The following is a 21,391-nucleotide window of genomic DNA, read 5'->3' as shown; positions in this document are numbered from 1 at the left end:
GGCCCGTGGCCCGCCCGCGTTCCAGCGGCGCGTGGACGCGCCCTTGGACTTGCGCATGCCCGGCGCCGCCGCCATGGTGGGGCCATGCCGCTGGACACCCCCGCCACCCCCGCCGCCGCCGGCGCGACCGCCGCCGACACGCTGTCGCCGGAGGAGCTGCGCGCCCGCGTCCTCCACGAGGATCCGGAGCTGTTCGTCATCGACAAGCCCGCCGGGCTCGCCGTCCACAAGTCCGGCCGGCTGACCGACCATCTGGAGCTGTATCTGCCGGCGCTGGCCGGTCCCGACGGGCGCCCGCCGCGTCTGGCCCACCGGCTCGACCGCGACACCGCCGGCTGCCTCGTGCTGGGCCGCACCGACTGGGCGCTGAAGCGGCTGGGCGACATGTTCGCCGCCGGCCATGTCGCCAAGACCTACTGGGCGGTGGCCGACGGCATCCCGGCGGACCGGGCGGGCGTCATCGACCTTCCCCTGAAGAAGCTGATCCTGCCCAAGGCCTGGACGATCGAACCGCATCCGCTGGGCCAGCCGGCCGTCACCGGGTACCGCGTGCTCGGCACGGCCGGCGGGCGGTCCTGGCTGGAGCTGACGCCGCGCACCGGCCGCACCCATCAGATCCGCGTCCACTGCGCCGCCATCGGCTGCCCGCTGCTGGGCGAGCCCTTCTACGGGCCGGAGCGGCTGCCGCACGGCGCCCTCCATCTGCTCGCCCGCTCGGTCGCGTTCCAGCTTTCCTTCGAACGCCCGAAGGTCGTTGCCGTCGCCCCGCCGCCGCCCCACATGCGGGAGGCGCTGGCCGCCTGCGGGTGGACCGGGGACTGCGAACCGATCCCGGCCGCCCGCTGTTGACCGGAGGGGCGGCCTGGTGGGGCGGCCCCGATCTGCAACCGATCAGGAGGGCCGAGATGGCCGACACCGTACGGGACAACCCGTCCCAGAACCGCTACGAACTCGAGGTCGACGGCAAGATCGCCTTCGCCGACTACCGGCGGGATGCCGGCGTCCTCTACATCTCCCACGTCGAGGCGCCGCCCTCGCTACGCGGCACCGGCGCCGCGGGGCGCCTGATGGAAGGCATCGTGCAGGCCGCCCGGCAGGACGGCGTGAAGATCGTTCCCTATTGCAGCTATGCCGCGGCCTGGCTGCGCCGCCACCAGGAACACCAGGACCTGGTGGCCTAGCGTCCTCTCCGCCGGGGCGGCCGGCGGACCGCGCTCTAGCGGCCCGCCTCGCTGGCGCCTTCCACCAGCCAGACCATCCGGTTCAGCGCCGGGTCGTTGCTGGGCAGCGCCTTGCCCTTGGGCACCACCGTGCGCCCGGCGGCATCGGTGATCGGCCCGCGGAAGACCGCGGCGTTGCCGTTGGCGAGCTGCATGCGGGCGGCGTCGGCATGGGCGCGGGCCTCCACACCCACCGCCGGGCCATAGGCGGTGTTGCGGACGAGGCCGGCGCCGAAGCCGCCCTCGCGCAGGCGGGGCCAGGGCTGGTCCGCCCTCAGCCGGGCGATGCTGTCGAGGTGGCCGCGCTCCCACGCCCACTCGGCCCCGGTGAGGAAGCCGTTGGGGGCGAAGCGCGACAGGTCGGTGTGGGTGCCGCAGCAAAGCACGCCGGCGGCCTCCGCCACCTCGCAGACCGGACGCGGCCGGTCGAGCTGGGCGGCCAGCACGTCGGCCCCCTCGGCGATCAGGGCGCGCGCCGCCTCCGCCACCGCGGCGGGGGGCGCATCCTCCCCGACGAACAGCACCCGCACCGCCGTGGCGGGATCGGCCCGCCGGGCGCCGAGCGCGAAGGCGTTCACGCAGCGCAGGACCTTGGGCACGGGGCTGGAGGCGACGATGCCGATGCGCCGCGCCCTGCCGGCATACCCGGCGACGATGCCCGAGACGTGCTGCGCCTCGTCCAGATAGGCGTGGTAGTAGCCGACGTTGGCCGGCAGGCGGGCCGGGTCGTCCGGAGCGCCGCAGATCAGGAACACCGCGTCGCGGTGGGCGTCGGCCTGGGCCAGGAGGGCGGAGGGGTCGCTCCCATGGGCGGTGACGATGACCACGCGGCAGCCGCGGCCCCGTGAAAGCCATCCGGCGGTGGCGGCCAGTTCGCCCTCCGCCCCGTCCACCTCCTCCAGCCGCAGGCCCGGCATGGACAGCAGGGCGTGGGCGGCGTCGGCCTGCGCCTGATTGTAGCCGAAATCGGTCCGCGGTCCCGCATAGAGGACCCCGACCGTCAAAGGACCGTCCGCCGCGGCCGTCCGGCCGGGCCATGCCGCGCCCCCGGCGACCAATCCGGCGGATGCCAGACCGAGCAGGACGTTCCGGCGGTTCCAGGTTCCGCTCACCATATCAGCGCCGCCTCCCCGTGGGGCGACTATACAGGTGCTTCGAACACGAACCAATCATTTCGCCTGCGACCGATTGCGGTGCCCCGATCAGCGCCGGACGCCGTGCATCCAGGGGTGCGCCTTCCCCGACCGCGCGCCGAAGCGCCAGACCCGCGGGGACGGCGGCACCTCCATCCGGACGGGACGGCGCGGCGCAGGAGGCGGATCGAGGCGGTCCGCGGCCCGCCGCAGCAGCGTCAGGATGGCGTGGAGCACGAGGAACAGCAGGATCAGGGCACCGACGGGCGCCTGCGCCGCCAGCTCCGCGATGCCGCCATGGATGCCGCCCCCCGCATGGGCCCCCGCGTCGAGGAGCGACAGGGCGTCGCTGGACATCAGGACATGGTCGGACATGGTACGGCCCCCGCGGTGACGTACCGGCACGGTAGCGGCTGCGGTCGCGGCGCTGTGGCGACAAGGCTGTGACAGCATGGGCAGGGCCTGCCCGGGGTGACGGCCGAGGCTCCGGTCGCGATTGCATTCGGCGGGGGCATCTGTTAAGCCGCGCCGGATTTCAGAGCGCAGAGCCTCCATGCCCATCCTCTCGTCGCGTCACGACAGCCCGACGCTTTCCGATGCAGCGCTCGCCACGGCGGCCGGTGCGGCGGCGCTGATGCTGGGGCCGCTCGCCGCCCTGGCGCCGCGGGGCCTGCCGGTCTGGGCGATCTTCATCGCGCTGGTGGCGCTGGCCGGCCTGTCGAACCGCGGCGCGCTCGGCCGCCTGCAGCGGGCCTCGGCGGGCCTGGGCGTCGTCGGGGCGTTCCTGGCGCTGGCCGCCGTCTCCATCCTCTGGAGCCCGTCGCCGCGCGCCGGCCTGACCGTGGTGGAGATGGCCTACATCGCGCTCGGCGCGCTGGCCGGCGGCGCCTGGGTCTCGCAGCTTCCGGGGGTGGAGGCGCGGCGGCTGTGCATGCTGTTCGTGGCCGGCCTGCTGGCGGGGATCGCCTTCTTCGGTACGGAAGCGTTGCTGGGGTTTCCCGTCCACCGCTGGTGGAACGGCATTCCGGCCGACCAGATCGAGTCCCTGATCGGCGGCAACGTGCCGAAGCGCACCGCCGCGCTGCTGTGCCTGCTGGTTTGGGCCGCCGCCCTCGCCGTCGACCGCGCGGGGCGCCGCAGCGCGGCGCTGGCCCTGCCGGTGGGGTTCGCGCTGGTCTGCCTGCTGCTGACCAGCCGGTCCGCCATCCTCGGCATCGCGGTCGGGCTGGTGGTCTTCGCGCTCTCCTGCTGGTCGACGCGGGCGGTCCGCCTGGCGATGGGCGGCATGATCGCCGCCGTTTTCGCGGCCGTCCTTCCCCTCGCCCTGTTCCTCGACCGGGTGGTGGATCTCGATGCGAAGGAGTGGCTGTTCTTCTCCGCCCGCCATCGCGTCGAGATCTGGGGCATGGCCGCCGACCGGGCGCTGACGACCCCGCTGCTCGGACAGGGCATCGACGCGTCGCGCGCACTCACGCCGCAGGGCGAGGTCTCGCGCTTCTCGCCGATCCTCGACAGCCTGCTGCCGCTGCACCCCCACAACGCGGCCCTGCAGGTCTGGCTGGAGCTGGGCGCGCTCGGCGCCGTCCTGGCGACCGCCGCCCTCCTGCTGCTGCTTGCCGGGACCTCGCGGATGGAGGAGCGCGACCAGCCCTTCGCGCTGGCCCTCTTCGCCGCTGCGCTGGCGATGGGCAGCACCGCCTACGGCATCTGGCAGGCCTGGTGGATGGCGGGATTCCTCGCCGCCGGGCTGATGCTGCGGCTGGCCACCCGAATCCCGGCGGACGACTGATGGCGACGAAAGACGGGCGCGGCAGGCGCATCCTGGTCATCAAGCTGGGCGCCTTCGGCGACTTCTTCCTGGCGCAGACCGCCTTCTCGGCGATCCGCCGGCACCATGCCGGCGACCATCTCGCCCTGATGACCCTGCCCTCGCTCGCCCCGCTCGCCCGGATGAGCGGCCTGTTCGACGAGGTTCTGGAGGATCCGCGCGACCGGTCGCTCGCCTCCTACCTGCGGGTGCGGCGCCTGCTGCGCGCCGGCCATTACGACCGGGTGTACGACCTGCAGGGACAGCCGCGCACCGACCGCTACTTCTATCTGATGGCTCCCGGCCCCTGGCCGGAATGGTCCGGCACCGCCCGCGGCGCCTCGCATGCCGACCGGTACGAGGGGCGGCGCAAGGTGCCGGTGCTGGAGCGCTACGCCCGCCAGCTCAAGCCCTTCGGAATCGTGCCCGACGCGGCGCCGGACCTCTCCTGGCTCGACGCCGACATCTCGCCCTTCGGCCTGACGCCGCCCTTCGCGCTGCTGATCCCCGGCTCCTCCCCCGGCCGGCCGGACAAGCGCTGGCCGGTGCGGCGCTATGCCGAGCTGGCCGGCGCGCTGGCCGACCGCGGGGTGACGCCGGTGGTGCTCGGCACCGCCATCGAGAAGGACATCGCCCGCGTCGTCGCCGAAACCTGCCCGCGCACCGTCGATCTGACCGAGCGGACCACCGTGCCGCAGATCGGCGGGCTGGCGCGCCGGGCCTGGGCGGCGGTCGGCAACGACACCGGCCCCACCCATCTGGTGGCGGCCATCGGCTGCCCGACGGTCGCCGTCTTCTCCGACGCCTCGAACCCCATCCACACCTCCGGGCCGCGGGTGGTGATCCACCACCGGCCGGACTTCGCCGACATGGACACCGCCGGCGTGCTGGAGGCGATCGAGCGGGCGCGCGCCCTGCCCGGCTGACCGCGGCGGAGTCGGCTAGCGGCAGAAGGGGCCTAACCGCAGAAGGGAAAGGACGCCACCCGCGGCATGTAGGTCGGGATCCAGTCGCAGTGGGTGGCCGGGTTGGGCAGCCGGCGCGTCTCGACGATCGGCCAGGCATGCGCCGCCAGGACCACCAGGACGAGGCCGCCGACCAGCCAGCGCCGCGGCTTCGCCCGTTCCAGCAGCTCCGGCATGTGGGCGAGAACCCAGGCGGCCGACAGGGTCGCCAGCGGATCGGTGTAGGCGGCATAGGCCCGCTGGAAGCCGCGCAGCGAGAACAGCACCTCCAGCCCCCAGGCGACCAGCAGGAGGAAGGCGGCCTGCAGCGCGGCCAGCCGCTGCCCGCGCCGCCACAGCACGACCGCCCCGGCCAGCGCGAACCACTCCACCACGATGGTCTGCGGGATGTTGTCGGGATGCAGGACGATGGTGCGGATCGCCAGCGTCCGCCAGACCCCGGCGGCCAGCAGCGAGAACAGCCCCTCGCCCACCACCTGCTCCTGCCCGCCGACGCCGTGGTGGCGCCAGCTCGTGAACACGAACATGTGCTCGACGAAGTTGGAGACGGCGATGACGTTCTGCAGGTGCGGCCGGATCTGCAGCGCCAGCAGCCCGACCGACAGGCCGAGCGCCAGCGCCGCCGCCGCGGCCAGCGCATAGGCCGCCCGCACCCGCCAGACGGCGGCATAGGCCAGAACGCCCAGCAGGATCCAGCCGGCGACGATGCCCTGGTACCGGCCGGACAGGCCGGCGCCCACCGGCTTGTAGGGATAGACCGCGTCGCCCCAGTGGGCGATGCCCTCGCGGATCAGCCCGGCGGCCGGCACCAGGGCAACCCCCGCCGCCACGGCCAGCACGGCGGTCGCCGCCCAGGACCAGCGGACCCCGGCGGGACGGCGGCCGAACAGGATCGCCGCCACCGGAATGCCCAGCGCCAGGAAGACCGCCTGCACCTTGGTCACCATGGCGAGCGCCGCCAGCATCCCGGCGAGGCAGAGCAGGAGCAGCGCCCGCCCGCCGGCCGGCCGGCGCACCGCCACCAGCGTGGTCAGCAGGGCGGTCACCACGAATCCGGCCGACAGCAGGTCGGTGCGCATCTGCCGCCCCTGCGCGCTCATCCCCACCCCGAAGGCCAGCACCAGCCCCGCCATCAGCGCGATGCGGCGGTCGCCGGTCAGGCTGCGCACCAGCGTGGCGTAGACCATGGCGAAGCCGGCGGTCAGGAGGATGGACAGCGCCCGGCCCGCCTCGACGAGATGCTGCCAGGCCGCCGCGGTGGCGGCCGGATCGCCCGCCGGCGGCAGGCCGGACACCGTGACGATGGGCAGCAGCCCCAGCGCGTGGAGCAGGCGGTACCAGCCGGCGATGACCAGGAAATAGCCGTAGCCGGGATGGTCGAAATACTCCTGCGGCAACCCTTCGTTGAAAAGCAGGCCGTGGTAGGCGAGGACGAGATCCTGGTCGGCATGCACCCAGTAGGGCAGCCGGAAGCCGACCGCCAGAACCGACAGGGCCATCAGCAGCCCGATTCCGAGGCAGAGGCCCCACCACGGAAGCCCGAACAGGCTGCGGGACGGCGTTGCGGCGGGGGACGAGGCGATGGACATGGCTGTTCCGGTCGATGCGGCGGCAGGTGCCGGTTTTTGGCACGAATCCCCGGCTTTGGGAACCGGGCCGACATTCAACTGTTGGTGTAGTGCCCCCCGTACGGGAGTCGGGGCAGCCGCCCGCCACCACAAGAGCCCGTTCATCGGGCCGAAGGAGCTGGACCAGATCGATGATCGACCGGACCCATACCGCTCAGCCCACCCGCGCCGCTTCCCATTCCGACGATCCCGCCGAACCGGACGCACCACGCGCCGGCCTCGGCCGGGCGCTCGTCGTGCTGCCCCTGATCGAAGGGGCGCCGCCCGCCGGCCAATCCTCCGGCGGCGGGTCTTCCGCGGGACGGTCTCCGGAGAGCCGGCTGGAGGAGGCCGTGCGGCTCGCCGGCCTGATCGGTCTGGAGGTGGCGCACGCCGAGGCGGTGCCGGTCCGCGGGGCCTGTCCCCGCTCCCTGTTCGGCCGCAACGGAATGGAGCGTCTGGGCGGGCTGGTGGAGGCCTTCCGGGCGGACGTGGTGATCGTCGATCATGCGCTGACGCCGATCCAGCAGCGGGCGCTGGAACGCGGCTGCCTTGCCAAGCTGCTCGACCGTACCGGCCTGGTTCTGGAGGCGATGCGGCTGCACCGGCCGGACGCCGCCGTCCCGCTCGACCTCGCCTCCCTGATCCACCAGCGCACGCGGATGGTCCGCTGCTGGACCGCCCAGCCCCAGCGCCGCGACCTCGGCTTCCATGTCGCCCCTGCCGACGGCATGCCGGGCGAAACACTGATGGAGCGCGACCGCCGCCTGATCACCGAGCGGATCGCCATGCTGAAGCGCACCATGCGCGCCGACCGTGAGGAACGGCAGCGCCGCGCCGCCGCCCGCCGCGCCGCCGGCATCCCGACCGTCGCCGTGCTCGGCTATGCCGGGGCCGGGGTGTCCAGCCTGATCGACCGGCTCGGCGGGCAGGGCCATGGCCGGAGCGCCGGAGAGCGCGAGGCGGTGCTGCCCTCCGGCCGGCGCATCGTGCTGATGGAGCCCCCGGGCCTGCTCCGCGATCTGCCGCACCATGCCGCCACCGCGATGCGCGCCCTGCTCGAGGACGTCCCGGCCGCCGACCTGATCCTGCACGTCCGCGACGCCGCCGATCCCGACTCCGGAGCCCGTGCCGCGGACATGGCGGCGATGCTCTCCCAGCTCGGCATCGATCCGCAGGGCGATCCGCGGGTGATCGAGGTGCTGACCCGGACCGACCTGCTCGCCCCGACCGCGCAGGCGGCCCTGTCGCTCTCGCTGGTCGATGCGGCTGCGGAACGGACGGTGGCGGTCTCCGCCCTCTCCGGGGAGGGGCTGGACGATCTGGCCGCACTCCTCGACCGTCGGCTCGCCAGGATGCGCGAACCCGCCGCCCTCCTCGATCGCAGCGCCGTGATCTGACCGGTTCCGGCGCCGATGGGTTGCCCCTTCGGAGGCTATGGCCATACCGAGGGGGATGCTGTCACAAAAGAGTCCTCCAATCTGGCGGATCCGCAAGGCCGGCAGGAAACAGGCTGACTCCTTGCGCGTTGACGCCCGAAGACGCCGGGGCCGGCACAGCCGGCCGCCGGTCCGGTTCACTGCGGTTGGGGCAACGAGGGACGACCCATGAGCGACATCGAGGAGCGCATCCGGCGCCGGGCGCACGAGATCTGGGAACGCGAAGGCCGCCCGCACGGCCGGCATGACGAACACTGGGCCCAGGCCCAATCGGAGCTGGCCGCGCAGGACGCGCTGGCGGCCGACGCGTCCGAAGCCACCGCATCCGACGCAGCCGGCTCCGGCCCGGCCGCCGCCGGCAGGACGAAGGGCCGCAAGTCCGCGAAAACGGACGCCAGGACCGGTTCCAAGGCAGAGGCAGAACCCGAACCCGGGCCCGGGCCCGCCGACGATAGCGGGACGCACGCCGCGGCGGCGGACCTCTCCGCCGTGGCCGCCGGGCGGGCCGACGCGACCAGGCCCGCCGGCCGCAGGCCCTCCGCCAGGAAAGATGCCGCGGAGACGGCCGGACAGCAGGCTCCGGGCGGGAAGACGGCCGGCGGGAAGACGGCTGGCGGGAAGACGGCCGGCCGCAAGGGCGCTGCCGCAAAGGCGGCGGAGCCGGTGTCCGGCGGTGCGGCCTCCAGCGGCAAGCCGGCGCGGGCGACCCGGAAGGATGCCCGGACGGACGGGCAGAAGACCGCCCCCGCCCGCTGACGCGGCTCCCGGACCACCGCTGCGCCGGAAGGACGGAACGGGGCCGCCGCCCCGTCCCGTCCTTTCGTTCGCCGCCGCGCCCCGGCTCTTCCGCCCCCGGCTATTCCATCACCGCCGCGTCCGCCTGCCGCGCCGCTCCCCTGGGCCGGCGGAGCAGAAGCAGCATCGGGATGACGAGAAGCGCCACGTACATCATCAGCTTGAAATCGTCGAGATAGGCGATCATCGCCGCCTGCCGCGTCACCTCGGCGTTCAGGCTGGCCAGCGCCTCGGCCCCGCCGGTCGATACCCCCGCCATGTTCGGGTTGAACGGGGTCAGATGCTCCGACAGGACGGCGTGGTTGACCTGCGTGTTCTGCGACAGAAGCGTCATGACGACCGAGATGCCGACGCTGCTCCCCAGGTTGCGGACCAGGCTGAACAGGCTCGCCGCGTCGGTGCGCAGGTGCGGCGCCAGCGTGGCGAAGGCGATGGTGCTGAGCGGCACGAAGACGAGTCCGAGGCCGAGCCCCTGCACCACGCCGCTGATGATGATCGGCGTGCGGTCCATCATGATCGTGAAGCCGGTCATGCTCCACAGCGACCAGGAGGTCAGCAGGATGCCCATGAGGATCAGCAGCCGCGCATCGACCTTCCGCACCAGCCGGCCGACCACCAGCATCGAGATCATCGTCCCGACGCCGCGCGGCGCCAGCACCAGCCCGGTGGTCACCGTCGGATAGCCCAGCAGAGTCTGCAGCATCGGCGGCAGCAGCGCCATGGTCGCCAGCAGGATGATGCCGATCACGAAGATCAGGATCAGGCCGGTGACGAAGTTGCGGTCCTTCAGCAGGGCCGGCTCGACGAAGGGCTCCTTGCCGGTGGCGCCGTGCGCCGTCGCGGTGTGGACGGCGAAGACCCAGAAGGCGCAGGCCGCCAGCGCGGTCTCGATCCAGATCTCGGTCGAGCCGAACCAGTCGAGCTGCTCGCCGCGATCCAGCAGCATCTGGAAGGCGCCGACCCCCAGCCCCAGCGTGGCGAAGCCGAACAGGTCGAAGCGGCGCGTGCGCCCCTTCGTCTCGTGCAGGAACAGCAGCATGCCGACGAAGGCCAGGATGCCGACCGGCAGGTTGATGTAGAAGACCCAGCGCCAGCTGAAGCTGTCGGTCAGCCAGCCGCCCAGCGTCGGGCCGGCGATCGGTCCCACCATGATGCCGGCGCCCCACAGCGCCATCGCCTGCCCGTGCCGCTCCTTGGGATTGATGTCGAGCAGGACAGACTGCGACAGCGGCACCAGGGCCGCGCCGAAGATGCCCTGCACCAGCCGGAACCCCACCATCTCCGTCAGGCTGCCGGCCATGCCGCAGAGCACCGAGGCTCCGGTGAAGCCGGCGACCGAGATCAGGAACAGCCTCTTGCGGCCGAACCGGTCGGCCAGCCAGCCGGTGGCCGGCGTGGCGATGGCGGCGGCCACGATGTAGGAGGTCAGCACCCAGGTGATGGTGTCCTGCGCCGCCCCCAGGCTGCCCTGCATGTTGGGCAGCGCCACGTTGGCGATGGTGGTGTCCAGCACCTGCATGATGGTCGCCAGCATGATCGACACGGTGACCATGCCGCGACGCGGCGTCTCGTGATGGTCGGCGGTCATTCGCGACGATCCCCGTCCCCGCGCGCCCGGCCGGGCGGCGGCGGCTCTCCTGTCGTTACGGCTCCGCCCGCTCCAGCCCGACGGCGGCGAGCGCGCCGCGCACGGGACTGGGCAGCGGCCGGGTGTAATGGGTGTCGATCTCGACGTCGGCGCTGAGGCCGGTGCGCAGCGCGACCGCGTCGCTCCGGGACGGGTCGCCGGACTGCTCGATGCGCAGCCGCACGGGCACGCGCTGCACCACCTTCACCCAGTTGCCGGTGGCATTCTGCGCCGGCAGCACCGAGAACTCCGACCCGGTGCCCGCCCCGATGCTCTCCACCCGCGCGGTCAGCCTGCGGTCGGGGTAGGCGTCGATGGCGATGGTCGCGGTCTGGCCGGGCTTCATGTGGGTGAGGTCGGTTTCCTTGAAGTTGGCCTCGACCCAGCTCACCCCGCTCTCGACAAGGCTGACGGCGGGCGTGCCGACCGGCATGTACTGGCCGACCAGGAGCCGGTCGGTCTGGCTGATCGTCCCGTCGGCGGGCGCCCGCACCACCGTATGCTCCAGGTCGCGCCGGGCCTGGTCGCGGCGGGCGATGGCCTCCAGGACCGAGGGATGGCGGTCGGTCGGAATGTCGGGATCGCCGCCGAGAGCGGCGCGGGCGCTGATGACCGACTGGCGGGCGCTGTTCAGCGCCTGCTGGGCCGACTGCAGGTCGTGGCGGACCTCGTCGTACTTGGCCCGCGCGGCGACGCCGGTCTTCAACAGGTCCTGCTGGCGCTGGAACTCCCGCTGCTGGTAGTCGACCGTCTCCTCCGCCGCGCGCTGGTTGGCCAGCGCCTCGCCATGGGCGGCGCGGAGCTGGTCGACCTTCAGCCGGGCGGAGGCCACCGCCGCATCCGCCTGCTGCAGGGCGAGGCGGAAGGGCTCCTCGTCGATGCGGAACAGAAGCTGGCCTCGGCTCACCGTCTGGTTCTCGTGCACGGCGACCTCGACGACGCGGCCGGCGACGTCGGGGCTGACGGTCACCTTGTCCTGCTGGACATAGGCGTTGTCGGTCGAGACATAGCGCCCGCCCGTCACCCAGACATAGCCGCCGCCGACGGCCACCGCCACGGGCAGCACGGCCATCAGCAACAGGCGGCGCCAGCGCGGCCGGCGGGCGGCGGCGCGGGCGGCCGGGTCGGATTTGCGGTCGCTCGGATCCGGGGCGGAAACGGCGGTCATGGAGTGTCCTGCAAGAAGGGTGGGTCGGCGCGTCCGGGCCGGGGCTCCGCCGCCGCGCTGGTCGCTGCGGCGGTCGGGCTGCGGCGGTCGGCCAGGTTGGCGCGCATGTGCGAAAGGATGGCGATCATCTGCCGCTCGGTCTCCGGCGGCAGCCCCTCCAGCGCCTCGGCATAGACGCCGGAGGCGATGTCGCGGGCCTGCTGGAGCACGGAGCGGGCCTTGTCCGTCATGAACAGCCGCCGGGCGCGCCGGTCGTTCGGGTCGGGCCGGCGTTCGACCCAGCCCCCCTCCTCCATCCGGTCGACCAGGCGGCAGAGCGTGATCGGCTCCACCTCCAGCAGATCGGCGAGGCCGGCCTGATGGATGCCCTCGCAGCGGCTGAGCATCGCGATGACATTCCATTGCGCGCGGGTCAGGCCGAGATGGCGGGCGCACTGGTCGAAGCGCCGGCGCATCAGGCGCGCCGTGTCGTTGAGCAGGGCGCCCAGCGTGGGCGGCGGAACCGGATCGGTCGGGACGGTCATGACGGGCACATCATAAGCCTGCTTACCATGTCGCTGAGTTAATAAGCATGCTCATGATCGGCAACGACGCCGCACGCATGGCTGTCCGTCGCGGTGGACGTGGCTCTGGCGCCGGGGTCACAGGATTGCTAATCTCAGGCCCCTTTCATCCTGAAACTGTCGCGCCGACCGAGGATTCCGTCATGCCGCACTATCGCTCCCGCACGTCCACCCACGGCCGCAACATGGCGGGCGCCCGCGGCCTGTGGCGCGCCACCGGCATGAAGGACGGCGACTTCGGCAAGCCGATCATCGCGATCGCCAACTCCTTCACGCAGTTCGTCCCCGGCCATGTCCACCTGAAGGATCTCGGCCAGCTCGTGGCGCGCGAGATCGAGAAGGCCGGCGGCGTCGCCAAGGAGTTCAACACCATCGCGGTGGACGACGGCATCGCCATGGGCCATGACGGCATGCTCTACAGCCTGCCCTCGCGCGAGCTGATCGCCGACGCGGTGGAATACATGGCCAACGCCCATTGCGCCGACGCGCTCGTCTGCATCTCCAACTGCGACAAGATCACCCCGGGCATGCTGATGGCGGCGATGCGGCTGAACATCCCGGCCGTCTTCGTGTCCGGCGGCCCGATGGAGGCCGGCAAGGTCAACTGGCGCGGCAAGACCAGGGCGGTGGACCTGATCGACGCCATGGTCGCCGCCGCCGACCCGACCGTCACCGACGAGGAGGCGGCGGAGATGGAGCGCGGCGCCTGCCCGACCTGCGGCTCCTGCTCGGGCATGTTCACCGCCAACTCCATGAACTGCCTGACCGAGGCGCTGGGCCTCTCGCTGCCCGGCAACGGCACCATCGTCGCCACCCATGCCGACCGCAGGGAGCTGTTCCTCGCCGCCGGCCGCATGGCGGTGGAGCTGTGCCGCCGCTGGTACCAGGAGGATGACGCGACGGCCCTGCCGCGCGGCATCGCCACCTTCCAGGCCTTCGAGAACGCCATGACGCTGGACATCGCCATGGGCGGCTCGACCAACACGGTGCTGCACCTGCTGGCGGCCGCGCAGGAAGGCGGGGTCGACTTCACCATGGCCGACATCGACCGGCTGTCGCGCCGCGTTCCCAACATCTGCAAGGTCGCCCCGGCGGTCCCCGACGTCCATATCGAGGACGTGCACCGCGCCGGCGGCATCTTCGGCATCCTGGGCGAGCTCGACCGCGGCGGCCTGCTGCACCGCGACGTCGCCACCGTCCATTCCCGCACGCTGGGCGAGGCGATCGACCGCTGGGACGTGAAGCGCACCGGCGACGCGTCGGTCCACACCCTCTACAAGGCCGCACCCGGCGGCATCCCGACCACCATCGCCTTCAGCCAGGAAAAGCGCTGGCCGGAGCTCGACCTCGACCGCGAGACGGGCGTCATCCGCAGCGTCGGGCATGCCTTCAGCAAGGACGGCGGCCTCGCCGTGCTGTTCGGCAACATCGCCGAGAAGGGCTGCATCGTGAAGACGGCGGGCGTCGACGCCTCCATCCTCACCTTCTCCGGCCCGGCCCGCGTGTTCGAGAGCCAGGATGCGGCGGTGGAAGGCATCCTGGGCGACAAGGTGAAGGCCGGCGACGTCGTCGTCATCCGCTATGAAGGCCCGCGCGGCGGTCCCGGCATGCAGGAGATGCTCTACCCGACCAGCTACCTGAAGTCGAAGGGGCTGGGCAAGGCCTGCGCCCTGGTCACCGACGGCCGCTTCTCCGGCGGCACCTCCGGCCTGTCGATCGGCCATGCCTCGCCGGAGGCGGCGGCCGGCGGCGCCATCGGGCTGGTCGAGGAAGGCGACCGGATCGAGATCGACATCCCGAACCGCTCCATCCGCCTCGCCGTGCCGGACGAGGAACTGCAGCGCCGCCGCGACGCCATGAACGCCAGGGGGCCGCGGCCTGGAAGCCGGCCGGCCGCCAGCGCGTCGTGTCCCCGGCCTTGCGCGCCTACGCGGCAATGACGACCAGCGCCGACCGCGGCGCCGTGCGCGACGTCAGCCAGGTCGAAGGCATCACGGTCGCCCGCTGACCGCCAAGGAGGGAAGCGGCCCGGATTGCGGACACAAGAGCCGGAACAATATCGAGTCGCTTCCGTTTTCCAGCGGGCCGGACAATCCGGACGAGCGTCGCGCGCACAGCCGGCGCTCTTTTTTTCGTCATATGAGCATATAGACGTATGTAATATTCTCGGTGCGGGAAAAAGAATCGGATCTACGCCCCTTGGGTATCCACAAACCGCCAAATGCATGCTCTAATATGCCCGCGCACAGTCCGCGGGGGGGTCGGGATGGCGGACGCACAGAGAATGCTGGTCGGGACAAGCGGCTTATCGGCCGCCCAGGCCGCGCGCTGGGCCGGGCGCGGCAAGGGTCCTGAGCGCAAGCTCCTCACCATTCTCTTCGTCGACATCGTCAATTCCTCCGCCATGGTCGTCGGTCGCGATCCGGAGGATGCCGACGAGGGGCTGCTGACCATCCTGAACATCCTGGTCGAAGCGGTCGCCCGCTACGACGGCATGGTGTCGCAGCTTCTCGGCGACGGCTTCATGGCCGTGTTCGGCGCCCCGACGCCAAGGAGGACCACGCGCTGCGCGCCTGCCTCGCGGCGCAGGACATCATCCGCGCCACCGTCGATTCCCCGGTTCCCGGCTTCCGCGTCCGGCTCGGCATCGATTCGGGCGACGCGGTGGCCCAGGTGGTGACCAATGGCGTCTGGGCGGACTACCGCACCGTCGGCGAATGCGTCCATGTCGCGGCCAAGCTTCAGCAGCGGGCCGATACCAACAGCGCGCAGCTCAGCCGCGACACGCTCGACCTCGTCCCGGTCGGACTGACGGTCAGCCCGGCGGGCAGCCTGAAGCTGGCGCCCGACGCGCCGCCGATCTCCGCCTACATCCTGGAGGGGGCGCGCGCCGTCCGGCGGACCGCCACCGACCTGATGGCCTCCACCACCGCGCCGCTGGTCGGGCGGGAGGTGGAACTGCAGGCGCTGTTCGACCTCGCGGCGGCGGTGGAGCGCGGCTCGCCCCAGGTGCTGATGCTGCGCGGCGAGGCCGGCATCGGCAAGTCGCGGCTGGTGAGCGAGCTGCTGCGGGACGAGCGGACGCGGAGCTGGGGCCTGCTGCAATGGCCGCAGATGCCGATCCGCCGCCTGGGCGACCCCGAGGATCTGGAGGCGGTGGCCCAGAGCCTCGCCATCCACCTGTCCGGCCGCACCGACGGCGAGGCGCCGGCCCAGCTCGCCGCCGCCGCGGACGCTGCCGGGGGGCGCCTCGCCGGCGACGCGGTGCGCGGCCTGTTCGGCCTGCCGGCGGAGGACCCGCTGTGGAGCGGCCTCGATCCCGCCCAGCGCATGACGCTCGCGGTCGAGGGGCTGGTGGCCGCGGTGCTCTTCGCCGTCACGGCCTGCCAGGGACGCTGCCTGATGATCCTGGTCGAGGACGCCCACTGGGCGCGGCCGGTCATGGTGCGCTTTCTCGACATGCTGGCCGCCGCCCTGTCCGGCCCGGCCAGGGCGGTGTCCGGCGGCTGCCCGGTCCTGCTTCTGGCGACCTCCCGCCCGCCCTCGCTCGGGGCCGCCAGCAGCGGTCCGGAGGGCTGGGTCGAGCCGCGGATCGCCCGCCGGATCGAGCTCGGCGCACTCGACACCGAGGAGGCGCGGCGCTTCCTCGACCACTGGCTGGGCGACGATCCCTCGCTGGCCGAGCTGAAGTCGCGGGTGTCCGACCGCAGCCAGGGCGTGCCGCTCTATCTGGAGGAAACGCTACGCACCATGGAGGCGGCCGGCGACATCACCGGCGGCCCCGGCGCCTTCCGGCTGGTCAAGGACGAGGTGACGCTGCGCCTTCCCCGCTCGGTCCACGGCCTGCTCGCCGCGCGGATCGACCTGCTGGACAGCGACCCGCGCCGCGTGCTGATGCGCGCCGCGGTGGTTGGGAACACCTTCGACGTCGGCCTTCTCCAGGTCCTCCGCGCGGTGCCGGAGACGGCGCTGGCCGACCAGCTCGCCTATCTCGAACAGGCGGGGTTCGTGGCGCGCGCCCGCCTGCTGCCGAACCTGGAATATGTGTTCCGTCACGCCCTGATCCGCGAGGTCGCCTATGTCACCCTGACCAAGGGCGACCGCAAGGCGATGCACGTGCAGCTGGTCGCCGCGCTGCGGACGCGGCGCGACTCCGACCTGCCCAACCGGGTCGAGCTGACCGCCTACCACGCCTTCATGGCGGAGGACTGGCCCATCGCCTATGCCTTCGGCCGCCGGGCCGGCCAGCGGGCGGAGGAGCGGTCGCGGCTGGAGGACGCGAGCGACTTCTACCGGAAGGCGATCTCCTCCATCCACAATCTGCCGGACACCCGGAGGAACACGCTTCGCACGATCGATCTGCTGATCGCTCTGCCCCGCAGCATGCTGCCGCGTGGCGCGGTGAACGTGCATGACCATCTGACCCGGGCACGCGACCTGTCCCTTCAACAGAAAGACCTGGTCAGACTCGCCCGGACCTCCTCGATGCTGGCCTCCTTCTCCTGGGCATTCGCCGAAGTCGACACGGGCATCAGCCTGTGTCGGGAAGCACTCACCGTCCTTGACAGCCGCAACGACAGGCAGACCCGCATCCAATTGACGCTGCGGCTCGGCGGCATTCAGGCGGACAAGGGGCATTTCCTGGAAGCGATCCACGCGCTCGACACCGCGGGCGTCCAGTTGATGCAGGATCGTTCCTACAGCCGCTACGGATTGGCGACCGTCGCGCTCGTGCATTACAACAGCATCATCGCGCGATGCTATGCGGAGATCGGCCGGAACGACCAGGCGCTCGCTTCGGCTCGGAAAGGACTTGAAGCCGCGATGGATAGCGGACATGCGTTCTCGCAGCTTTTCGCGAACGCACACCTGGGCTGGGTCAATCTGATCCGTGAACATCACGATCAAGCCGTTCCGCCCTTGGAATATGCTCTTCTGATGTGCGACGGGATCCGCTCTCCCCTTTGGCGTCCGCTGATCTGTGGCGGATTGGCTCTTGCCCGTGTCAAGAGCGGGCAGCACGCCGAGGGGCTCAAGCTCTTCGATGAGAGCTTCCGCAGTTTCGGGCGGCAGTCCCACCAGTTCGACCGCATCCACCCTCGTGTCAGCTTTGCCCAGGTCCAGCTCTGGTACGCCGAGGCTTTGGCGGAGATTGGCGACCTGGAGAAAGCTGCTGCACTCGCCCAGGATGCCTTCGAGAGCGCGGTTTCAACAGGACAGCACGTGTATGAGGCGAGGGCGATGTTCCTCATCGCCAAGTATCGCCGACGGTTTTCCGGCCGCGGCGACTCCGATGGGGAAACCATGGCCAGACGCGCGCTGGATCTTGCCACGCGTCTTGCAATGAAGCCGCTTCAACAGCAGTGCGAACGCCTGTTGACGGAACGCGTGTTTTCGCTGTCCTGAACCACAATGGTCCTGAAGCAGAGCCTTCGGGCTCTCAATCGGCCGCTTCGGAACGACGGAAGTAGTCGAGCACGTAACTGCGGATCGCACTGGTCAGCGGCGTCGCATCGGACCTCGAACCGTCCAGTTCCTGACACAGATCCTTGACCGGCCGGCCTTCCCGCTGGGCGATCTCGTCCAACCCCTCCCAAACGACGTGCTCAAGCCTCACCGTGGCCATGCGGCTGCCGAGGGAAACCGTCCGCGACACCATGACGGGCCAGGACATCAGCGCGGATAAGCCAGCCTTGGCGGCGCCAGCCTCCATCGCCTTTTTCTGCGCATGCATGATCCCGGCCTCCTGCCCCGATCCGGCAAACTGTTTCACGGAGCACATCTAGCGCGGGCCGGGCCGGCTGGGATGTGAAGCACTTCACAGCGCGAAAGCCCTTCGACCTCGAAGAATTACGTCACTGTCGCATCGAAAGGAGCAATCATGAACACGAACGTTTCCCAGACCCTGACCATGCGTGGCGCCGACGGCCGGCTGTATGCCATCTCCAACGGCGGCGTGTCCGTCGTGGCCGACATGGGCGGCACGGCCGCCACCCCTGCGAAGCGTGCCGGCGACCAGCCCTCGTTCGACACGATCGACCATGAGTCGGGCCGCATGAGCATCACCCCCGGCGCCTGAGTACCCGATCGGACCGTGGCGGCCGGTGGCGTCATCATCGGCCGGCCACGGACCCGGTCCCGCCTTCCCCCGCCCCTTCGCAGGACGAGTAAGCCGCGATGCCCTTCGACCTGATCGATGTCCGCACCGCCGCGGCCGACGCGGTTAAGGCCCACACCACGGGCACCCACCGGGTGATGGCGCCGGAACAGACGCTGGCGCGCGTGCAGCCGTTCCTGCCGGTGATGGGAATCACGCGGGTGGCCAACGTCACCGGGCTCGACACCGTCGGGATCCCCGTGGTGATGGTGACCCGGCCCAACTCGCGCTCCATCTCGGTCTCGCAGGGCAAGGGCGTGACGCTGGCCGCCGCCAAGGCCTCGGGCGTCATGGAATCGATCGAGAGCTACCATGCGGAGCGGATCACGCTGCCGCTGAAGTTCGCCAGCTTCGAGGAGCTGCGCTGGACCCATCCGGTGGTCGACGTCGACCGCCTGCCGCGTCTGGCCGGCAGCGCCTATACCCCGCACACCCCGATCCTGTGGATCGAGGGCGAGGATCTGATCGGCGGCGGCCCCAGGTGGGTGCCGTTCGAGATGGTCCACCTGAACTTCGCCGCCCCGATGGCGCCGGGCCAGGGCTGCTTCATGGCCGGCTCCAACGGCCTCGCCTCCGGCAACCACAGGCTGGAGGCCGTCAGCCACGCCATCACCGAACTGGTGGAGCGCGACGCCACCACCCTCTGGCACCTGTCCGGGCCCGCCGCCCAGGCCGCCAGCCGCATCGCGCTCGACAGCGTGGAGGATCCCGTCTGCCGTTCCCTGCTCGACCGCTTCGACTCCGCCGGGATCGAGGTCGGCGTGTGGGAGATCACCAGCGACATCGGCCTGCCCGCCTTCCTCTGCCGCATCGTCGAGCGGGAGGAGCTGCCGCAGCACTCGGTCCGGCCCGCCACCGGCATGGGCTGCCACGTCTCGCGCGAGGTCGCCCTGTCCCGCGCCCTGACCGAGGCGGCGCAGAGCCGCCTGACCTTCATCGCCGGCGCGCGCGACGACATGCCGCGCGAGGAGTATGTCCGCCACCTCGACCCCTCGCGCTATGCCCGCTGGCGGGCGATGGTGACGGAAGCGCCGGCACCCGCGACTTCACCCGCTGCCCCACCGCCTCGACCCCGACCGTCGAGGCCGACCTGCGCCACCAGATCGACCGGCTGAAGGCCGCCGGCATCACCGAGGCCGTCGCGGTCGACCTGACCAAGCCGGAGTTCGGCATCCCGGTCGTCCGCGTCGTCATCCCCGGGCTGGAGGGGCTGGACGATTCCCCCGACTATCTGATCGGCGAGCGGGGGCGCCGCATCATCGACCTCGCCACGGAGGCCGCGGCATGAGCACCACCTACGTCTTCCTCGGCCCCACCCTGCCGCAGGAGGAAGCGGCCCGCGAGCTGGACGCCGTCTACCTGCCCCCCGTCTCCCAGGGGGACGTGCTGCGCCTGTGCGCCGAAAAGCCCGGGGCGATCGGCATCGTCGACGGCTTCTTCGAGAATGTGCCGGCCGTCTGGCACAAGGAAATCCTGTTCGCCATCCGCGAGGGCATCCCCGTCTTCGGCGCCGCCAGCATGGGCGCGCTGCGCGCGGCGGAGCTGCATCCCTTCGGCATGATCGGCGTCGGCGCCATCTTCGAAGCCTACCGCGACGGCCGGCTGGAGGACGACGACGAGGTGGCGGTCATCCACGGGCCGGCCGAGCTCGGCTATCCCGCCCTGTCGGAAGCCATGGTGAACATCCGCCGCACGCTGGCCGACGCGGTCGCCGACGGGGTGCTGTCGCGCGAAACCGGCTTCCGGCTGGAGTCGATCGGCAAGGAGCTGCCCTACCGCGAGCGCGGCTATGGCCGGATGCTGCGGCTGGCCGGCGACCTCGGCCTGCCGGCGCGCGAACTGGAGGCCTTCCGCGCCTGGCTGCCCACCGGCCGCTTCGACCAGAAGCGCGACGACGCCCGGCGGATGCTCCGCACCATCCGGCGCAAGCTGGGCCAGAACGCCGCCCTGCCCGAGGCGCAGTTCCATTTCGAACGCACCACCCTGTGGGACCGTGCCGTGCGCGAGGCCTCCACTCTCGCAGTGTGATGTCCGATCCGCTACAGTGATCGCGGCGCACGAGGCAACCCGGCCCCGTGCGCCGCTTTAAGTGTACGCGGATCACTTCATGGCCGGCTTATCGGACGTAACGGCAATCTTACGGCGCAACAGGCTCCTCGGCGAACTCACCGGGACGGAGATGGCCGAACTGGTCTCGCTCGGCCGGCCGCAGAGCTTCGACGCCGACCAGCCGGTCTTTCACAAGGGGGACCCCGGCGACTGCCTCTACGCCATTCTCAAGGGGCAGATCGGCATCAGCACCTCGTCCGCCGACGGAAAGCGGATGCTGCTCAACATCCTGGACGCCGGCGACGTGCTCGGCGAGATCGCCCTGATCGACGGGCGCGAACGGACCGCCGCCGCCGAGGCGTTGCGGCCCAGCATGCTGTTCCGCATCGACCGGTCCGATTTCATCCCCTTCCTCGAACGCCACCCCGCGCTGTGCACCCGGCTGATGATCGTGCTGTGCGAACGGCTGCGCTGGGTGTCGGAGAACATCGAGGATGCCGTCTTCCACGACGTGCCGCGCCGGCTCGCCCGCCGGCTGCTGCTGCTCGCCGACAGCTACGGCCAGCAGACCCCGGCCGGCTTGCGGATCAACCAGTCGATCTCCCAGGAAGCGCTCGCCAGCATGCTCGGCGTCACCCGCGAGATGGTGAACAAGAGCCTGAAGGCTTTGAAGAAGTCGGAGATTGTAACCTATACCAAGGGCTTCATCGTCATCAACAACCCGGCCCTGCTGCGCGACATGGCCGGAGATACGGAAAGCGTGTCCTGAATCCGATCGTCACATGTCGAAAGTTTTATAGCCCCGGGCTCCTGCAATCGGTTTATTGTATACGACCATCGTGGGCTGGCGGGCCGGCGGTT

The 21,391-nt window shown here is 71.3% G+C and carries 20 protein-coding genes and 1 pseudogene; 14 read left to right on the top strand and 7 right to left on the bottom strand.

From position 1 onward, the window contains the following. Positions 1–84 precede the first annotated feature (84 nt). Positions 85–849, top strand: a complete 765-nt coding sequence (locus DEW08_RS02885) for an RluA family pseudouridine synthase (RefSeq protein WP_109324310.1) — start codon at positions 85–87, stop codon at positions 847–849. A gap of 56 nt (positions 850–905) precedes the next feature. Then, positions 906–1,181, top strand: coding sequence for a GNAT family N-acetyltransferase (locus tag DEW08_RS02880; RefSeq protein WP_109324309.1), 276 nt, complete (start codon positions 906–908; stop codon positions 1,179–1,181). Between the two features lie 35 nt (positions 1,182–1,216). Here the strand turns inward: DEW08_RS02880 and DEW08_RS02875 are convergent, their stop codons facing one another. Both DEW08_RS02875 and DEW08_RS02870 read right to left on the bottom strand, forming a co-directional pair. Then, a complete protein-coding gene (locus tag DEW08_RS02875) occupies positions 1,217–2,224 on the bottom strand; it encodes a BMP family ABC transporter substrate-binding protein (RefSeq protein ID WP_245986114.1) in 1,008 nt (335 codons plus the stop codon). 198 nt (positions 2,225–2,422) lie between these two features. Then, a complete protein-coding gene (locus tag DEW08_RS02870; protein ID WP_109324305.1) occupies positions 2,423–2,728 on the bottom strand; it encodes a hypothetical protein in 306 nt (101 codons plus the stop codon). 178 nt (positions 2,729–2,906) lie between these two features. On the opposite strand from DEW08_RS02870, the gene DEW08_RS02865 reads away from it, so the two are divergent. Both DEW08_RS02865 and DEW08_RS02860 read left to right on the top strand, forming a co-directional pair. Continuing rightward, entirely contained in the window at positions 2,907–4,142 is a 1,236-nt protein-coding gene (locus DEW08_RS02865) for an O-antigen ligase family protein (RefSeq protein WP_109324304.1), read from the top strand. Beyond that, complete coding sequence (locus DEW08_RS02860; RefSeq protein WP_109324297.1) at positions 4,142–5,086, top strand: glycosyltransferase family 9 protein; 945 nt, start codon at positions 4,142–4,144, stop codon at positions 5,084–5,086. The genes DEW08_RS02865 and DEW08_RS02860 overlap by 1 nt, the downstream gene beginning before the upstream one ends. 32 nt (positions 5,087–5,118) lie before the next feature. Here DEW08_RS02860 and DEW08_RS02855 read toward each other — a convergent pair whose 3' ends face one another. Further along, entirely contained in the window at positions 5,119–6,714 is a 1,596-nt protein-coding gene (locus DEW08_RS02855; RefSeq protein ID WP_109324296.1) for a glycosyltransferase family 39 protein, read from the bottom strand. 170 nt (positions 6,715–6,884) lie between these two features. Between DEW08_RS02855 and DEW08_RS02850 the strand changes: the two genes are divergently transcribed. Both DEW08_RS02850 and DEW08_RS02845 read left to right on the top strand, forming a co-directional pair. After that, positions 6,885–8,132 (top strand): HflX-like GTP-binding protein, encoded by a 1,248-nt coding sequence (locus tag DEW08_RS02850; RefSeq protein WP_168220246.1) that lies wholly within the window; start codon positions 6,885–6,887, stop codon positions 8,130–8,132. A gap of 207 nt (positions 8,133–8,339) precedes the next feature. Further along, positions 8,340–8,927: a DUF2934 domain-containing protein gene (locus DEW08_RS02845; protein WP_109324289.1), complete on the top strand. Its 588-nt coding sequence runs from the start codon at positions 8,340–8,342 to the stop codon at positions 8,925–8,927. A 100-nt stretch (positions 8,928–9,027) separates the two neighbouring features. On the opposite strand, the gene DEW08_RS02840 is transcribed toward DEW08_RS02845, so the two are convergent. Genes DEW08_RS02840 through DEW08_RS02830 form a run of 3 tightly spaced genes read right to left on the bottom strand, consistent with a single transcriptional unit; the run spans position 9,028 to position 12,285 of the window. Next, positions 9,028–10,554: a DHA2 family efflux MFS transporter permease subunit gene (locus DEW08_RS02840; protein WP_109324288.1), complete on the bottom strand. Its 1,527-nt coding sequence runs from the start codon at positions 10,552–10,554 to the stop codon at positions 9,028–9,030. Between the two features lie 55 nt (positions 10,555–10,609). After that, entirely contained in the window at positions 10,610–11,761 is a 1,152-nt protein-coding gene (locus tag DEW08_RS02835; protein WP_109324287.1) for an HlyD family secretion protein, read from the bottom strand. Further along, positions 11,758–12,285: a MarR family winged helix-turn-helix transcriptional regulator gene (locus tag DEW08_RS02830; RefSeq protein ID WP_109324286.1), complete on the bottom strand. Its 528-nt coding sequence runs from the start codon at positions 12,283–12,285 to the stop codon at positions 11,758–11,760. The genes DEW08_RS02835 and DEW08_RS02830 overlap by 4 nt, the downstream gene beginning before the upstream one ends. Positions 12,286–12,467: 182 nt before the next feature. On the opposite strand from DEW08_RS02830, the pseudogene ilvD reads away from it, so the two are divergent. From ilvD to DEW08_RS02815, 3 genes and pseudogenes are all read left to right on the top strand, one after another. After that, positions 12,468–14,332 (top strand): annotated as a pseudogene (gene ilvD / locus DEW08_RS02825) (dihydroxy-acid dehydratase). A gap of 276 nt (positions 14,333–14,608) precedes the next feature. Continuing rightward, the gene (locus tag DEW08_RS02820) at positions 14,609–15,004 is read left to right on the top strand and encodes an adenylate/guanylate cyclase domain-containing protein (protein WP_168220245.1); all 396 of its coding nucleotides are present in this window, start codon (positions 14,609–14,611) and stop codon (positions 15,002–15,004) included. Continuing rightward, complete coding sequence (locus DEW08_RS02815) at positions 14,998–17,730, top strand: ATP-binding protein (RefSeq protein ID WP_168220244.1); 2,733 nt, start codon at positions 14,998–15,000, stop codon at positions 17,728–17,730. Before DEW08_RS02820 ends, DEW08_RS02815 begins: the two co-directional genes overlap by 7 nt. Before the next feature lie 34 nt (positions 17,731–17,764). Here the strand turns inward: DEW08_RS02815 and DEW08_RS02810 are convergent, their stop codons facing one another. Further along, positions 17,765–18,097 (bottom strand): ribbon-helix-helix domain-containing protein, encoded by a 333-nt coding sequence (locus DEW08_RS02810; protein WP_245986112.1) that lies wholly within the window; start codon positions 18,095–18,097, stop codon positions 17,765–17,767. Between the two features lie 108 nt (positions 18,098–18,205). Between DEW08_RS02810 and DEW08_RS02805 the strand changes: the two genes are divergently transcribed. From DEW08_RS02805 to DEW08_RS02790, 5 genes are all read left to right on the top strand, one after another. Further along, positions 18,206–18,403 (top strand): hypothetical protein, encoded by a 198-nt coding sequence (locus DEW08_RS02805; protein WP_109324283.1) that lies wholly within the window; start codon positions 18,206–18,208, stop codon positions 18,401–18,403. Between the two features lie 98 nt (positions 18,404–18,501). Further along, positions 18,502–19,596, top strand: a complete 1,095-nt coding sequence (locus DEW08_RS02800) for a YcaO-like family protein (protein ID WP_281262035.1) — start codon at positions 18,502–18,504, stop codon at positions 19,594–19,596. Then, entirely contained in the window at positions 19,488–19,769 is a 282-nt protein-coding gene (locus tag DEW08_RS33075) for a YcaO-like family protein (protein ID WP_281262037.1), read from the top strand. Before DEW08_RS02800 ends, DEW08_RS33075 begins: the two co-directional genes overlap by 109 nt. Continuing rightward, positions 19,766–20,509 carry a TfuA-like protein gene (locus DEW08_RS02795; RefSeq protein WP_109324282.1) on the top strand — a complete coding sequence of 248 codons (744 nt, stop codon included), beginning with the start codon at positions 19,766–19,768 and terminating at the stop codon, positions 20,507–20,509. Before DEW08_RS33075 ends, DEW08_RS02795 begins: the two co-directional genes overlap by 4 nt. A gap of 151 nt (positions 20,510–20,660) precedes the next feature. Continuing rightward, positions 20,661–21,299: a Crp/Fnr family transcriptional regulator gene (locus tag DEW08_RS02790; protein ID WP_245986110.1), complete on the top strand. Its 639-nt coding sequence runs from the start codon at positions 20,661–20,663 to the stop codon at positions 21,297–21,299. Positions 21,300–21,391 lie beyond the last annotated feature (92 nt).

This window comes from Azospirillum thermophilum (assembly GCF_003130795.1).
GTDB classification, from domain to species: Bacteria; Pseudomonadota; Alphaproteobacteria; order Azospirillales; family Azospirillaceae; genus Azospirillum; species Azospirillum thermophilum.
Note: the sequence above shows the minus strand (reverse complement) of the source record. Positions and strands in the feature narration are given on the sequence as shown.

Coding starts and splice junctions, on each gene's coding strand:
- DEW08_RS02885 (WP_109324310.1), top strand. CDS start 85: ATGCCGCTGGACACCCCCGCCACCCCCGCCGCCGCCGGCGCGACCGCC.
- DEW08_RS02880 (WP_109324309.1), top strand. CDS start 906: ATGGCCGACACCGTACGGGACAACCCGTCCCAGAACCGCTACGAACTC.
- DEW08_RS02870 (WP_109324305.1), bottom strand. CDS start 2,728: ATGTCCGACCATGTCCTGATGTCCAGCGACGCCCTGTCGCTCCTCGAC.
- DEW08_RS02865 (WP_109324304.1), top strand. CDS start 2,907: ATGCCCATCCTCTCGTCGCGTCACGACAGCCCGACGCTTTCCGATGCA.
- DEW08_RS02860 (WP_109324297.1), top strand. CDS start 4,142: ATGGCGACGAAAGACGGGCGCGGCAGGCGCATCCTGGTCATCAAGCTG.
- DEW08_RS02855 (WP_109324296.1), bottom strand. CDS start 6,714: ATGTCCATCGCCTCGTCCCCCGCCGCAACGCCGTCCCGCAGCCTGTTC.
- DEW08_RS02850 (WP_168220246.1), top strand. CDS start 6,885: ATGATCGACCGGACCCATACCGCTCAGCCCACCCGCGCCGCTTCCCAT.
- DEW08_RS02845 (WP_109324289.1), top strand. CDS start 8,340: ATGAGCGACATCGAGGAGCGCATCCGGCGCCGGGCGCACGAGATCTGG.
- DEW08_RS02840 (WP_109324288.1), bottom strand. CDS start 10,554: ATGACCGCCGACCATCACGAGACGCCGCGTCGCGGCATGGTCACCGTG.
- DEW08_RS02835 (WP_109324287.1), bottom strand. CDS start 11,761: ATGACCGCCGTTTCCGCCCCGGATCCGAGCGACCGCAAATCCGACCCG.
- DEW08_RS02830 (WP_109324286.1), bottom strand. CDS start 12,285: ATGACCGTCCCGACCGATCCGGTTCCGCCGCCCACGCTGGGCGCCCTG.
- DEW08_RS02820 (WP_168220245.1), top strand. CDS start 14,609: ATGCTGGTCGGGACAAGCGGCTTATCGGCCGCCCAGGCCGCGCGCTGG.
- DEW08_RS02805 (WP_109324283.1), top strand. CDS start 18,206: ATGAACACGAACGTTTCCCAGACCCTGACCATGCGTGGCGCCGACGGC.
- DEW08_RS02800 (WP_281262035.1), top strand. CDS start 18,502: ATGCCCTTCGACCTGATCGATGTCCGCACCGCCGCGGCCGACGCGGTT.
- DEW08_RS02795 (WP_109324282.1), top strand. CDS start 19,766: ATGAGCACCACCTACGTCTTCCTCGGCCCCACCCTGCCGCAGGAGGAA.
- DEW08_RS02790 (WP_245986110.1), top strand. CDS start 20,661: ATGGCCGAACTGGTCTCGCTCGGCCGGCCGCAGAGCTTCGACGCCGAC.